Annotated in this window: 14 protein-coding genes; 5 read left to right on the forward strand and 9 right to left on the reverse strand. The window is 40.9% G+C overall.

Translation table 11 applies throughout. The annotated features are described in order from the left end of the window. Window positions 1-40 precede the first annotated feature (40 nt). Together EAE91_RS03100 and EAE91_RS03105 are read right to left on the reverse strand one after the other, a co-directional pair. Window positions 41-2,569, reverse strand: coding sequence for a phosphotransferase (locus EAE91_RS03100; protein ID WP_214087200.1), 2,529 nt, complete (start codon window positions 2,567-2,569; stop codon window positions 41-43). Between the two features lie 20 nt (window positions 2,570-2,589). Further along, a complete protein-coding gene (locus EAE91_RS03105; RefSeq protein ID WP_214087201.1) occupies window positions 2,590-3,534 on the reverse strand; it encodes a prenyltransferase in 945 nt (314 codons plus the stop codon). 620 nt (window positions 3,535-4,154) lie between these two features. Between EAE91_RS03105 and EAE91_RS03110 the strand changes: the two genes are divergently transcribed. Further along, entirely contained in the window at window positions 4,155-4,451 is a 297-nt protein-coding gene (locus EAE91_RS03110) for a hypothetical protein (protein WP_214087202.1), read from the forward strand. Beyond that, complete coding sequence (locus EAE91_RS03115; RefSeq protein WP_214087203.1) at window positions 4,445-4,948, forward strand: GNAT family N-acetyltransferase; 504 nt, start codon at window positions 4,445-4,447, stop codon at window positions 4,946-4,948. Before EAE91_RS03110 ends, EAE91_RS03115 begins: the two co-directional genes overlap by 7 nt. On the opposite strand, the gene EAE91_RS03120 is transcribed toward EAE91_RS03115, so the two are convergent. Next, window positions 4,917-5,231 (reverse strand): GIY-YIG nuclease family protein, encoded by a 315-nt coding sequence (locus EAE91_RS03120; RefSeq protein ID WP_214087204.1) that lies wholly within the window; start codon window positions 5,229-5,231, stop codon window positions 4,917-4,919. The genes EAE91_RS03115 and EAE91_RS03120 overlap by 32 nt on opposite strands. A 274-nt stretch (window positions 5,232-5,505) precedes the next feature. Here EAE91_RS03120 and bhsA point away from each other — a divergent pair, with 274 nt between their 5' ends. Together bhsA and EAE91_RS03130 are read left to right on the forward strand one after the other, a co-directional pair. After that, a complete protein-coding gene (bhsA, locus tag EAE91_RS03125; RefSeq protein ID WP_214087205.1) occupies window positions 5,506-5,757 on the forward strand; it encodes a multiple stress resistance protein BhsA in 252 nt (83 codons plus the stop codon). 123 nt (window positions 5,758-5,880) lie between these two features. After that, window positions 5,881-6,312 carry a YhbP family protein gene (locus EAE91_RS03130; RefSeq protein ID WP_214087206.1) on the forward strand — a complete coding sequence of 144 codons (432 nt, stop codon included), beginning with the start codon at window positions 5,881-5,883 and terminating at the stop codon, window positions 6,310-6,312. A 2-nt stretch (window positions 6,313-6,314) separates the two neighbouring features. On the opposite strand, the gene nrdG is transcribed toward EAE91_RS03130, so the two are convergent. The 4 genes from nrdG to pyrI form a co-directional block, all read right to left on the reverse strand. Beyond that, entirely contained in the window at window positions 6,315-6,779 is a 465-nt protein-coding gene (gene nrdG, locus EAE91_RS03135) for an anaerobic ribonucleoside-triphosphate reductase-activating protein (RefSeq protein WP_214087207.1), read from the reverse strand. A gap of 18 nt (window positions 6,780-6,797) precedes the next feature. Continuing rightward, entirely contained in the window at window positions 6,798-8,936 is a 2,139-nt protein-coding gene (gene nrdD, locus EAE91_RS03140; RefSeq protein WP_214087208.1) for an anaerobic ribonucleoside-triphosphate reductase, read from the reverse strand. A gap of 248 nt (window positions 8,937-9,184) precedes the next feature. Beyond that, window positions 9,185-9,571, reverse strand: coding sequence for a 2-iminobutanoate/2-iminopropanoate deaminase (ridA, locus tag EAE91_RS03145; protein WP_214087209.1), 387 nt, complete (start codon window positions 9,569-9,571; stop codon window positions 9,185-9,187). A 92-nt stretch (window positions 9,572-9,663) separates the two neighbouring features. Further along, entirely contained in the window at window positions 9,664-10,128 is a 465-nt protein-coding gene (gene pyrI / locus EAE91_RS03150; RefSeq protein WP_214087271.1) for an aspartate carbamoyltransferase regulatory subunit, read from the reverse strand. A gap of 836 nt (window positions 10,129-10,964) precedes the next feature. Here pyrI and EAE91_RS03155 point away from each other — a divergent pair. Beyond that, window positions 10,965-12,185, forward strand: a complete 1,221-nt coding sequence (locus tag EAE91_RS03155) for a DUF819 family protein (protein ID WP_214087210.1) — start codon at window positions 10,965-10,967, stop codon at window positions 12,183-12,185. Window positions 12,186-12,487: 302 nt separating this feature from the next. Here the strand turns inward: EAE91_RS03155 and pyrB are convergent, their stop codons facing one another. Continuing rightward, on the reverse strand, window positions 12,488-13,411 hold the full coding sequence (pyrB, locus tag EAE91_RS03160; protein WP_214087211.1) for an aspartate carbamoyltransferase: 924 nt from the start codon (window positions 13,409-13,411) through the stop codon (window positions 12,488-12,490). A gap of 307 nt (window positions 13,412-13,718) precedes the next feature. Beyond that, the gene (gene argF / locus EAE91_RS03170; RefSeq protein ID WP_214087213.1) at window positions 13,719-14,735 is read right to left on the reverse strand and encodes an ornithine carbamoyltransferase; all 1,017 of its coding nucleotides are present in this window, start codon (window positions 14,733-14,735) and stop codon (window positions 13,719-13,721) included. Between the last annotated feature and the right edge of the window lie 134 nt (window positions 14,736-14,869).

The following is a 14,869-nucleotide window of genomic DNA, read 5'->3' on the forward strand; positions in this document are numbered from 1 at the left end:
ATTCTAGAGGAAGAGTAAATTAAATAGTTTATTCGGTTGATTATTTATTCCGTGTTAATGAAATAAGCCAGCGGAGCGTTTTCATTGTGCGCTCCATAAATGGATAGCCAACAACATTGTGGGCCATCATATAAAGCGGAATTCTTCTCATCCATAAATCACGCAGCGCTAATTCATAGCCACGACGCCAATTTATTGGATCAAGAGATAGCCCCGATTTTTGCTCAAGTTCAACTCGGTGTAGTTCAATATAATAGGCCACCTTATCCGCATCGCTTTGTTGGTCTAAGCTAAAGGCCAGAAGTTCTGCCAGATCGCGTTGTGGTAGATGCAAAGTAGACAACTCCCAATCCCAAGCGCATAAACGTAGCTCTGTTTCCTGTTGCCGGAAAGCAATATTGCGTGGGTTGAAATCACCGTGGATCAATGTTCTTGGCATCTGTTCGATTTCTTTCCACCAGGTGGCGGCATTGTCTACCCAGTACTGGAAATCTTTCTCTTCTTCGGCGGTGAACAACTCAGGGAATGTTTGGTGGACAAAATTGCCCAGTTTTTGCCACAAGGGCTTCATTTGGGAAACTGTATCGGCATTCGCAATTTGCATTTGTGGGAACTTCCACGTGAGCTCTTCTTCTCGTCCCAACCAGATAGAATGAATATCGGCGACTCCTCGGATGGCGGCTTCAAGGTGATACTGCTTCCAAGGTGTTTCCAGGTTAATGTTGTTCATTAACACCATATCGTGGAGCAATTCTTCAATCAGGGCATAAGTTCCGGTTGCTTCGTTTTCAATTACACCATAGATAATTGGAATATAGAGCATCAGCCGTGGATCTTGCTGGTTCATAATAGCCAGCTCACGGCTATGGCTTTGGTTGAATTCAAGCTGATGTTCAAAATCCTGGAAAACGGCAAACAACTCAGGAGAACAGTGTTTGGCAATATCCAGTATCATATTAACGACTTCACTCCCCAGAGGTTTCAGTTTCAGCATCACGGGTAAATTGTTCTGTGCGGATGTCGTCATGGAAAAAGGAAATAAGCCAATTAAACGTTCCGCATAATTTGAGCTCAGATGGGTCAGCATACTGTGCTCATCACTGCCAGAAAATTTAGGTTTGATCGTGGTCAAATGGGCCCCTTGTAATACAGGGTTAAAATCTGCTTGCTGGAAGAAGGAGAGATCAAGTTCCTGTGGGGTATGCGCAGTAATATTGTTAGTGGTGACAGGGCGATAGCGGCCAAGTTTTTCATGCGATTGGGCGAACTCATCCGCAGCAATGGCTGACAGCGTTGAAATATCAAGGGCCAGACAATAGCTGGCGATGATCTCAGCCAGGCGAGCGGTGCCGTTTTCATCGGTGCAGCCCAACATGTTCAGACATTCACGTTGGTGCGGTAGATTGGTTCCGCCACCAATGGTACCGACAATTAGAGAGGGTAGTGTAATACTGCAATAGACACGATTATCGGCAGTTAATGTCATGTGCAAGTGGGCGACTGACGATTCATGTACGCAGGCAATATCCTGCCCTAGAGCGGTAAACATCCCGGCAATTACGTTTGCGGCATTAATATTTATGCCGATCATCCCTGAGGCGATAGCGCCTTCGCTGACATGATGATAAGCCGTGACAAGTTGTTGTGGCGTGACTCGCAAGATTTGCTGGCAGGATTCAGCATCTAAATAAACTTCAGCCACTACACGAGTTCCACGCCCTTCGATGAAAGGTTGATAAGACACCTTTTTATCACTAGACGTATTACCATCGATCATAAAGTGACATAGTGGTATAAACGCCATTTTGGCTAACTGTTGTTGGATCCACTGACATGCATACCAAGTGCAGATGGTGGTCATGTTTTGACCTGCGGCGGCGGCTGTATTGTAGATAAATTGCAGATGGACGCTGCGACCGATGATATGTGGTTTTATTTCCAACAATTGAGCATGTTTGGAATGGCGTCCTATTTCATACCGTAATTCGCTGATATGTTCTTTGATCCAATCACTGAACATAATGCTATGTGAGACGCTATGAAATTCAAAACGCGGGGCTCGTATCATGCGTTGACCGAGTACGCGCGCGGTCGTCCCCCCTGATTGCGTAATGGCGGAAGAACCACGGGATACCGAAGCAATTAAAGCGCCTTCTGTGGTAGCAAGTGGAGCATAATATATCCCTTGAGCATATTGCCCCTTTATCAAGAGAGGGCCGGCGATCCCCACAGGGATTTCTATTGAACCAATAAATCCCTCAATGGTTTTTGTCAGTTTGGTCGCATCCAGATGGGTATGTGCCACGTGTTCCAATGTATGCCCGGTATGTTTTGCCAAATAATCCAGGCGTTTTTGTCGGGCCTCCTCGGTGTAGGTGTAGAGGTGGCGGCGGGGCAATAGTTTTACTTGGGTTGTTTCTGTACGGACGGCAGATGCCCCTTGGTGTTTTTTGATGCTGAATATGTCACGTGACAATTCTAGAATAGAACCTCGCGCACAGTTTTCTATGTGATCAGTGGTATTATCTGATGCATCACTTACATATGATTGGATATTCTTTTGCAACATAACTATATTTCCTTTAATACCTAAGCAAATCCAAGCTTTATTAAGATGCTGGCAGCGCAAACCGAGTAACCTAGCACCATAAATATTCCCACGACAGCTTCATCACGTTTGCGATTTTGGATAGTGGGACTACGGAGGAATTTACTTAATTGCCATAGACATAATGCATAACAAACGACCAAGATAATTAACGCCCATAACGCTATACCATCAGTGGTGATACGGATTAGCCAAATCTGTAATATCAACATTACGGTGAGTAATGACGCGATAATAGCGACAGCCCCTTTTCTGCCGAAAATAGATGAATAGGTCGGTATTTCAGTACGTTCTTCATCTGGGCCTTTACACTTGCGTGTAATTTCAAAACTGAATCCAGAGAAAAAACACAACCCCATCAAAACCCATATTGGGAAATTGAGTGTGAGGTTAGGAGTGGCGATATTGGCCAACCACCAGATAATGAGTGGCATGACCAGCATATGGGAAATGGCATACCAAGTAAGGTGTTGGTTTAACCATTCACCGATAAAGAACTCTTTCCCCATAAGACAGGTCCAGATAAAGACCAACAGCCAGGCAAAAGTAACTGAGCCAATTCCCCGATCTAAAAATAGACTTCCACCTAGTTGTAATGCGATACAACAGATACCAAGCACCCGTAGATTTTTCAGCGTAATAATGCCGCGTTGTAAAATCCGCTGTGGATGATGTTCACAATCCAGTTGATAATCCTTGTGCTCATCGAATATCCGTAATAGCAAGAAATAGGAGAAGGACATCAGGCACCCGAGCAGGATTTCCCATGACAAAACAGGCTTTTCTCCAATTGAATAAAAAGCTACGGAATAGCTGATGATATAAAAGAGAAAGAAAAGCGGCGCATTTTGTAGTGGGAAACGCTCATCCATCCATAGCTTGATCCTCTTACCAATGGATTTTGAATAAATATCTTGGCTTTCCATACATCATTCCTATTTATTGTATAAAGACTAAACTATATACACTTGTGAAAGTTCAGCTAAAGGATAATCAATCCAGAAGAGAATCTTAATTAAAGTCTATATGTGCTTTTTAACATTATCTCTCTAAATAACTTAAAAAATACATATAGACTAGAGTCATACCTTAAGCCAAAAGTTTGCCATCGGCTATAATCAGTATGTGTAAATTTTAATTTTAGTATGCAACTTATGTTTACATTTTTTTCTATAACTGTATGTTTATATGATATTTTTATTTTGCTATCAGATTGAGGAATAACGGGTTTCGATATCATATTTCAGACAAATATAAATGAGTATCTGCTTCGTTATCTGTATAACTTGTCACGTAAATAAATTTTTCGTAAGACAAAGTTACTCCATATAAGATACCGGAATAAAACAATAAATGATTAGATATTGTAATTAAAGGAATGATGAGATGTTTTGATTTAGCGCAGTTTATAGTCAGATATTACCACAATAATTAAAAGGTAATATTTACAGTTAGGTCTGTATTGGATTCTTGATGTAGGATCGGGGAATGCCGATATATTTTGGCTAAATAGCTACGTTACTTTATCAAGTAAGGAGTCTGAGCTGTGTTAGGAAAAATCCACAATCTTACTCTGTGCTGGTTTACTACTGTCCGTGCTAGTCATTTAGTTGTCAACCAGTATAAGCAGGAAGAGGTTAGTTTCAGCGACGAAGCCAATGATCTGATTCTGATAGTTATCCGTACAGAATTAGGGTTGTGTGTTAAAAATTTGGTAGATGCGATAGCGTTGAAATTCATGCTTACTGTTCTTTGTGCAGATTTGTTGCAATTGGTTGAGTGTATAAGAGTGAGTTTGCCGGAGGGCGCGGATCAATCCGATCTTGCGCGATTGTCATGTTGATCAGGGTAGAAATTCCGGTAGATGCAGCGGGAATAGATCGGTTATTACGGCAATCTTTTGATACCTCGGCGGAAGCGGAATTGGTCCAACAATTGCGGGAAGATGGGTTATTGACGTTAGGCGTGGTCGCCACAGATGACGAAGGCCAGGTAATCGGTTACGTGGCTTTTAGTCCGGTGGATATTAATGGTGAAGATCACCAATGGGTTGGTCTGGCACCGTTAGCGGTTGCTGAAGAATATCGTCGGCAGGGGATTGGTGAAAAGCTGGTGTATGAGGGTTTGGATAGCCTGAATGAATTTGGTTATGGCGTCGTCGTTGTTTTAGGTGATCCACACTACTATCGTCGGTTTGGTTTTACACTTGCCAGTGAGCACCAGTTGTATTGCCAGTGGCCAACGTGTGAATCTTATTTTCAGGTGTATGAATTAGCTGATAGTTTTTTGGCTGACCATCAGGGATTGGTTACTTACTCCCCACACTTTGGCCGTTTCTAATTGATGCTAAATATTCTGCTACACAGACAGGCTGGCAAATAACCAGCCTCTCTTTTTGCTGTTTACTTAATTGTTTTACTTGGTATTCCAGCCGTGAGGCACTAGAGCGGTCTCCGGCATGACGACTGAAAACTAGCTGTAATGGCCCTTTCCCCCTCAGTGACTTGGCTCCTTTCCCGTTTTTATGTTGTGCAAAACGGCGGTGGATATTTGTTGTTATCCCGGTGTAGAGCATGCCTGATTTTGTTCTCAGTAAGTAAATAACCCATTGATTTTCAGTCATATAATTTTTTTCTGAATTTTCTATTTTTGATATTTATATTTTACTCGAACGTTTTTCTATATCGTTTTTCTGAATAATTTAGTTTAACTTATTATAATATAACAGTTTTATAAAGCCCGTTACATATCGATTTGCTATACGCCGCATCATTTATTCAAAAAAATTGAAATAGAATAGCAATAATTGCTAATTTTTATTCCGGCCTTTAGAGCATACTATGATCCACATCACAGAGAGTAACTCATTCCACTAAAAATTGATCAAGGATCATAGTATGAAAAACGTAAAATATATCGCTGTTGCTTTAACTTTAAGTGCTATCTCTTTTGGTAGTATGGCGGCAAAAGAAGTTCAAACTTCTTCCTCTCCGAAAGCTGGTGTCGTTTCTGTAACGGGGGTTGATACTTTGGAAACCCTAAGTGCAGAATTGTCCAAAAAAGCTGACAAAGCAGGGGCATCCTCTTTCCGTATTATCTCTGCGGGTGGTAAGAATCAATTATCAGGTGTTGCTGAAATTTATAACTAATTTATAGTAGAACACACTGAACCCTGGCCCTGTCAGGAGATGTCAGAACACGCCGTAGGATGATGTTTATCCCGGCGTGGTTCTGGGCTTCCAGGCAGATATAATCCTGCTATTGGAGAGAGAGTGAACGCCACTGAAAACTTTCAGATTATCCATAGATACCTCGCAAGACAGCATGTTCTAACGCTTTGTACAGCAGCCGGTAATGATATTTGGTGCGCAAATTGTTTCTATGTTTTCAATGCCGATGAAATAGCTTTCTGGTTTATGACTGAACTGCATACTCGCCACGGTGAAATGATGCAGGTAAACCCGCAGGTTGCAGGTACCATTGCCGGACAGATTCGAAATATTGCCCAGATAAAAGGTATTCAGTTCAAAGGGGAAGTCATTCGTCTTGAGGGTGAAAAAGATAAAACGGCCAGAGCACGTTATTGCCGCCGTTTTCCTGTAGCAATTGCTGTTAAAACACCTATTTGGCAATTGAATCTCAGTGAAATAAAAATGACTGATAATACGCTTGGATTTGGTAAGAAAATCTGCTGGCAGCGATAAAATTATCTTAATCTATGAATAATCTGGTTGCGGCTACCACGCCATAGTAAACCGGGTTCATAAAGATCTTGTATAAACTTGCCATCCACTAGCACATTAATATAACTGACAATTTCCCGTTGAATTTCGCTAAGTTCCTTTAGCCGATAACCCGTCCAAAGCCAAATGTCCTTGTCTGGGCACTCTGTTTTAATCCGTTTTACCAATTTCAGGATCGCGGGTGCATTGTATGGATGTAGGGGATCTCCGCCAGATAAAGATAGCCCTTGTCGTTTAATGCGTTTGTCCTGTAAATCAAAAATTACACGGTCTTCCATTTCTTGTGTAAATGGCTGGCCGGAGTTCACCCGCCAGGTACTTTTGTTATAACAACCGGGGCATTGATGTTCGCACCCGGCGACAAATAGTGTGCAGCGGGTTCCGGGGCCGTTAACCACATCAACAGGGTAGTATTGGTGATAATTCATTTTGCCAGCCTGCTTTCATTAACCTAATTGCCCATTTGTCAGATGTTTTACTCTGCGTTTCACCTCTTCTTGTTTGCCTGCATTGAATGGGCGGGCATCGGGGCTTCCCAGATAACCACAGACGCGGCGGATGACTGATACTCTGGAAGGTTCATGATTGCCGCAGCGTGGGCAGGTAAACCCTTTACTGGTACAGAAGAATTCACCGGTGAATCCACACTCATAGCATTCGTCGATGGGGGTATTGGTGCCGTAATAAGGGACACGTGAGTAGCTGTAATCCCAGACATCCTCCAGTGCTTTCAGATTATGTTGCAGATTAGGATATTCGCCGTAACAGATAAAACCGCCATTTGTTAGTGGTGGATAAGGGGCTTCAAAATCCAATTTATCATAAGGATTGACTTTCTTTTCAACGTCAAGATGGAAACTGTTGGTGTAATAGCCTTTATCTGTCACACCTTCAATCACGCCAAACTCAGCGGTATCAAGGCGGCAGAAACGGTCACATAGATTTTCGCTTGGAGTGCTGTATAAACTGAAACCATAACCCGTTTCTTTTTCCCATTGATCGGTGGCTTTTCGCAGATGATCAACAATTGAGAGTGCTTTTACACGTAATTGTTGATCATCAAATAGATGAACTTGATTGCCATACAATGCATTAATGGTCTCATGAATACCAATATAGCCTAGGGAGATAGAAGCCCGGCCATGTTTAAAGATTTCAGCGATATTATCATCGGCTTTCAAGCGAACCCCGCAGGCACCTTCCATATAAAGGATGGGGGCAACTCGTGCTTTGACACTTTCCAGGCGGGTAATACGGGTCATGAGTGCTTGCTTTGCCAGTGCCAGACGTTTGTCCAGTAATTGCCAGAAATGTTTTTCATCTCCTTTGGCTTCGATAGCTATCCGAGGCAGGTTCAAACTGATAACCCCTAAGTTATTGCGTCCTTCATGAATTTGTTCGCCCTTTTCCTCATAAACACCGAGGAAACTGCGGCAGCCCATTGGGGTTTTAAAGGAGCCTGTGACCTTAACCACTTGATCATAGTTAAGAATATCTGGGTACATGCGCTTACTGGCACATTTGAGAGCCAGTTGCTTGATATCGTAGTTAGGATCACCGAGTTTGTGATTCAGGCCATCACTGATAGCAAATACCAGTTTGGGGAATACTGCTGTTTTGTGATTCTTACCCAAACCAGCAATGCGGTTACGCAGAATAGATTGCTGAATTAGGCGGGATTCTTTTGACGTACCCAGGCCAAAGCCAAAAGTGACAAAAGGAGTCTGCCCATTGGCGGTATGCAGCGTATTAACTTCATATTCCAGTGATTGGAAAGCGTCATAACACTCTTTCTCTGTTCGCGCTTCGGCGTAGGATTTCTTATCGGTGATATTCCACTCTTCGGCAATTGCCCAGTGTTTGTCATAGCTGGCTTTAACGAAGGGTGCCAACACTTCATCTATACGATTAATGGTGGTTCCGCCATAAATATGGCTGGCAACCTGAGCGATAATTTGAGCCGTTACCGCTGTGGCGGTTGAAATAGATTTTGGCGGTTCTATTTCAGCATTCCCCATTTTGAACCCATTGGTTAGCATGCTTTTTAGGTCAATTAACATACAGTTAAACATTGGAAAAAAGGGGGAATAATCGAGATCATGATAGTGTATTTCGCCTCTTTCGTGAGCCAATGCCACATTACGTGGAAGAATATGTTGTTTGGCATAATGTTTGGCAACAATCCCGGCTAACAGATCCCGTTGAGTAGGAATCACCTTGCTATCTTTATTGGCGTTCTCATTGAGCAGGGAAATGTTACTTTGTTCAACCAGGCCACGGATTTCTTGATGAAGTCGGCTGTGTAATTCTCGGACAGTATCCCTATCGTGACGATATTGAATATAGTGGTGGGCAAGGTGCTTATGGTTGTCTGCTATCAATTGCTTTTCTATTGCGTTCTGAATATCTTGTACATCAACTTGCCTGTAGTCAGCGATTAATTGCGTTACTGCGGATGCAACTTGGATACAATACTCATCATCCGTCATGCCAACGGCAGAAGCGGCCCGTTTTACGGCATCTCTGATACGGCTCTTGTCAAATGGTACTTGACGACCATCCCGTTTTATCACAACAGTTTTCACAATATGACTCCTTGAGAATGTTATCCAAAGGGCAAACTATTCTCGTTTTGATATTCAGCTTAAAGATAGATGTTGCTATATATAGTTTTATTTTTATATTTAAGCACAATATATAGTAATTTGAAGTGAGATAATCACGATCTCATTTGATCTGAAACAAAGAATGGGGACTTATATTTAAAGTCCAGTGAGAAGTACACTCCGTTGGTCGGTAATTAACCAACGGGGTGTGGAAAACAGTGCAGGGATTATTTACGAATCGCGATAGCTTCGATTTCGATTTTAACGTCTTTTGGCAGACGGGCTACTTCAACACAAGAACGTGCCGGGAAAGATGCATGGTGTTCTTTGAAGAATGCTTCATAAGTTGCGTTAACGGTACCGAAGTCATTCAGGTCTTTAACGAAGACAGTTGTTTTAACAATGTCACCGACAGTGAGACCGGCTTTTTCAACGATAGCTTTAACATTTTCCAGTGATTGACGAGCTTGAGCGGCAATATCTTCTGCGACATCACCTGTTTCTGGATTGACTGGGATCTGGCCGGAAGTGATGACCATATTGCCTAGATCAACACCCTGAACATATGGACCAATTGCAGCCGGGGCTTTATTGGTATTAATCTCGTATGACATAGGTTCTCCTGTTAATGTGATAACTGAATAAATATTTCATCAAGGGTACTATTATAGTGTCCGCTTCTGCCTCAGCAACTGACATAGATCGTTCAATCGTTGAGAATCACCACATTGCGGTCAAATTCTTTCTCGCAGTATTTGCAGGTTAGCACCACATCGTCCACTGTCACTTTGACGCGAAAACTGCTTTCTACGGGTTCATTGTGGCTAATGCAGTTGCTGTTAGGGCAGACTAATACGTTATCGATACATTCAGGCAAGTTAATGGGAAGTTTCTTCACAACTTCATAGTCTTCAATACAGTTCACTGTGGCATTCGGCGCATACATAGCAAGTTGGTTAGCTTGCTGTTCTGTCAGGAATGTATTTTCGATTTTGATGAGATCTTTTTTACCTAGTTGATTGGAAGGTAAATTCAGGCCGATGGTAATGCGTTGATCGGTTTCAGTTAGCTTAAACAGAGAGAGTAGCTTGAAGCCGACCTGAGCCGGGATATGGTCAATCACCGTACCGCACCTAATAGCTTCGACTTGTAGTTTATGATCTTGGGTCATAGTGTTTTGTATGAATACATTGTAGTGACAACTTTCTGTATTCATCCTCCAGAGAATATTGTTAAGAATCGACACGTCTTCCATTTTAGGCGGTGTCATCCTGTTTATCCAGATAAGACGTAGACAAATCAATATTATCTTACGGTTGTTATTCCATATACTTAGCTTTCGCCGTCATTGTTATAATAATACTATATTGAGTTTGTTTATTTTGGCTATTTTGTTTAAATTATCTATCTGATTAAAAGTTATTGTTTTTAAATTAACAGGTAATTTAATATCTTAAAATTAAGGATAAAACTTTAAAGTATTTATTTAAATAATAAGGGGATAGATGTATTTTTTACTATTTATATTAAAAAGATATTTTGGTTTGTAAGTTATTAATAAAATTTTTATTAATGATTGCTGTGAATATTTAGACATTGTTTTAATAATATATAGATTTAAGCAACAATTAGTTTTTTAACCTTAGGGTAAACGGTTTTATTAAATTATGTGTAGTGAGGGAAAGTATTATTGGAAAATGAATTATGGTGTCAGAGAAAAGGTTGTTTATGTGGATTTCATAAAATGAGTAGCTTAATTTATACGGTTACTTTAACATGTAAATCTTGTAAAAATATGCCAGTTACCTTATAGCGTTGATTGCTTTATTATATAATGAACTGATCTAGCTGGTTTTACACAATTACCGACCGAATGATGGTATTATAGCTATGGTAATCTGGCGCTGTTGTTTTATAATAATTGAATAAATCAATCTATGATGAGTTTATTTTAAATAGAGAAGGTGAGTTTTGTAATATTAACTTGGCACATATTAGGAAGAAATAATGAATAATACATTAATTAACCCTGATAATATCTTAGCCCTTTGGGCTTTTGTAATGATTGCAGCTACGCTAGCGATTATAATGGAACAAAGATATCAGTGGGCATCGAAAATACCTGGCGCTGTGATCGCATTAATTATTGCCCTCTTAGCATCTAATTTAAAAATAATTCCTACTCAATCAGTAGTATACGATGCGGTTTGGGAATATATTGTTCCGTTGGCGATACCTTTATTATTATTTAAAATTAATTTACATAGCATTATTAAAGAAAGTTGGAGATTGCTTATACTGTTCTTACTCTCTTCTATCGCGACGATGATGGGTGTAGTTTTGGCTTTTAAAATTTTAAAAAATTATATACCGGAGTTGGATAAAATAAGCGCTATGATTGCAGCATCATATACTGGCGGGGGAGTGAATTTCGCGGCAATGGTTGCCAAATTGGAGCCCACTCAAGATATAACGGCATCCACGATCGTTGCTGATAATCTCATGATGGTCTGTTATTGCATAATATTAATAACATTAGCGGGTTGGTCATTTGCAAGAAAGTTTTGGGGGAGCCCTTATTCTGATGCTATGGCGAGTGATCCCAGTTTAGATAAATCAAAATATTTTACCGCCTGTTATTGGCAGCCTAAAAATATCTCTTTAAAGGATATTGCATTATCTTTAGCCTGGGCTATTTTTATTGTAGCAATTTCATTTCAATTCTCAGCTTGGGTAAAAACAATTTCACGACAGACTGGGAGTATTTATCAGGAATTGCTTTTTAGCTTGATATCAGATAAATATCTTATCTTAACAACTGTAACTTTTACTGTGGTTTCGATATTCAAAAAAACTTTTAATAATTTAAATGGCAGCTATGAATTGGGAACTTATGCAATTTATATATTCTTTGTTGTAATAGGTATTCCTGCTTCAATAGGTCTGATTATTAACAATGCGCCTTTGTTGTTTTTATTTGTATTCATTATCGTAATGATGAACTTATTATTAACTCTTGGTTTTGGTAAGTTATTTAAATTTAACCTTGAGGAAATTATACTTGCATCTAATGCAAATATTGGAGGCCCAACAACTGCCGCAGCGTTAGCGATTAGTCGAGGTTGGATAGGCTTAGTTGGGCCTATTATGGTTATTGGAACGGTAGGATATATGATTGGCAACTATATTGGGACGATTGTTTATTTTATTGTTACAGAGATTTTGTGAAATTAATCATAATATTCTCAAGTTAATATTAAAAAATTATAATTTTATTTCATTAGATTATTTTCCCTCCTTTGTTGCCAAAGGAGGGAACCGGGCAGCATGTAGATAAAAGTGACGGTTTTTGTGCGCACTTTACTGCCCGGAGATACTGTCTTGCTCACTGGATGGGCAAGACGTATTTGGGTACCACATCGAGTTTGTCTTCGATACCGAAGGTGGTAAACAGACTGATTAATCGCTATTCCAGAAGAAAATAATAACCCATTATATTTGTGGATAAAAAAATACTTTCTCTGCTTTAATCATTCATTTAAAACTAAAGATAATAGAGCCTGACGAGCGTAAATACCATTCTCTGCCTGTTGGAAATAATAAGCATAGGGTGTTTTATCGACATCAACCGTAATTTCATCAATACGTGGCAGCGGATGCAGAACTTTGAGGTTCTCTTTCGCGCCGATCAGATCGGAAGCGCGCAGAACGAATTGTGCTTTTACATTGGCATATTCGGATGGATCAAGGCGCTCTTTCTGTACACGAGTCATATACAGAATATCTAGCTCCGGTAATACTTCTTCAATATTAGCGTGTTGGCTATAGGTCGCACCTTTTTCATTCAGCATATGAAGAATATGGTTTGGCATTGCCAATGCTTCCGGGGCGATAAAATAAAAGTGATTGCCATTAAACTTCGCCAGTGCTTGTGATAGCGAATGGACCGTGCGGCCATATTTCAGATCACCAACCATCGCGATATTCAGACTATCCAGCCGTTGCTGAGTTTCCTGAATAGTGAACAGATCCAGCAAAGTTTGAGTCGGATGTTGGTTGGCACCGTCACCGGCATTGATAATCGGAGTGTGGCCGGAAAACTCAGAAGCCAGACGTGGAGCGCCTTCCTGTGGATGGCGTATCACGATAGCGTCAACGTATTGGCTGATAACGGAAATAGTATCGGCTAGCGTTTCACCTTTCTTACCCAGAGAGGTGTTACTGCTGTCTGAGAAACCGACAACTGAAGCGCCAAGGCGATGGATTGCTGTTTCAAAAGAGAGGCGAGTACGGGTGGAGGCTTCGAAGAAACAACTGGCGATAACCTTGGGTTTCAGCAATTCAGGTTGTGGTCTGGCTTTCAGTGCGGCAGCAGTCTGCAACACCAATTCCAGATCTTCGCGGCTCAGATCATTTATTGAGATGATATGTTTGCGATATAACGGATTAGCCATTTTTCACTCTCCTCTAATGCTGACATCCGGGGTGGCGATCATGAATTGATTACCGGGCAAAAAAAAGCCCCTCTATTGAGGGGCGTTAAATGATTGGTTTAGCAACGGGAAAACAATGACGGCTAGCTGCCCTCTTTCAGGCAGTTGTGCTTGATGGCAAAAATAAGCGCTGTCTTTCATGATTTCTCCCGGCAAATTGTGGCGCATTATACGCATGAAAAATCTTACAGCAAGCATTTGACCGAAGAAAAATAATATCGGCAGGATCATATCTTTAAAGACATAATCCTGCCGACAGTCCAACTAACTAGATTTTAAGATCATTTGCTAATGTTGCTACCATTACCGCTTTAATGGTATGCAGGCGATTTTCTCCTTGATCAAACACAATGCTGTGCTCTGATTCAAAAACTTCATTGGTAACTTCCAGCCCTCCATACATATTAAATTCAGCAGCGAGTTGTTTGCCTAATGCCGTTTCTTCATCATGAAATGCTGGCAGACAGTGCAGGAATTTGACTTGTGGATTGCCTGTCATGTTCACCACATCCATATTCACTTGATAAGGTTTTAAAAGATTAATTCGTTGTTGCCAAACATCTTTTGGCTCGCCCATAGAAACCCAGACATCGGTATAAAGAAAATCAGCATTTTTAACCCCTTCGGCGATATTTTCCGTCAGAGTAATTTTACCGCCTGTTTTTTCAGCCAGTTTCTGACATTCAGTAACCAGCGCGGCATTGGGCCAATACTTTTCAGGGGCAATCAAACGAACGTCCATGCCCGTTAGTGCCGCGGCTTCTAGCATGGTATTACCCATATTGTTACGGGCATCCCCCAAGTAGGCGAATTTGATTTCTGACAACGGTTTTTCCGGTTGATGTTCCTGAATAGTTAGCAGATCTGCCAGTAGCTGAGTAGGGTGAAATTCATCTGTTAGCCCATTCCATACCGGAACACCTGCATATTTTGCCAGTGATTCAACGATTGTCTGGGAATAGCCGCGATATTGAATACCGTCATACATACGGCCAAGTATACGAGCGGTATCTTTGATCGACTCTTTATGACCAATCTGGTTACCACTGGAACCGAGGTAGGTGATATTTGCTCCTTGATCGTAAGCTGCCACTTCAAATGAACAGCGGGTACGGGTGGAATCTTTTTCAAAAATCAGCACGATGTTTTTGCCTGTTAGCAGGGCTTTTTCCGTACCAGATTTTTTAGTCGATTTTAATTCAGCAGATAGCTTTAGCAGGGCGTGAATTTCTGCCGAGGAAAAATCAAGTAACCTTAGGAAATGACGCTGATAGAACGGATTCATTGTTTGTTGTCTCCGTATTTATTGTTTGCATTTAAATTCAATCTATATCTATAAAAATGCAATTTCAACTCCGTATTAGATTTCTTTGATGTAAACAGTGGTTAGCCCGCCTGTGGTGTGGGAGAATGGGTATT

Source organism: Photorhabdus noenieputensis (genome assembly GCF_018448935.1).
GTDB classification, from domain to species: domain Bacteria; phylum Pseudomonadota; class Gammaproteobacteria; order Enterobacterales; family Enterobacteriaceae; genus Photorhabdus; species Photorhabdus noenieputensis.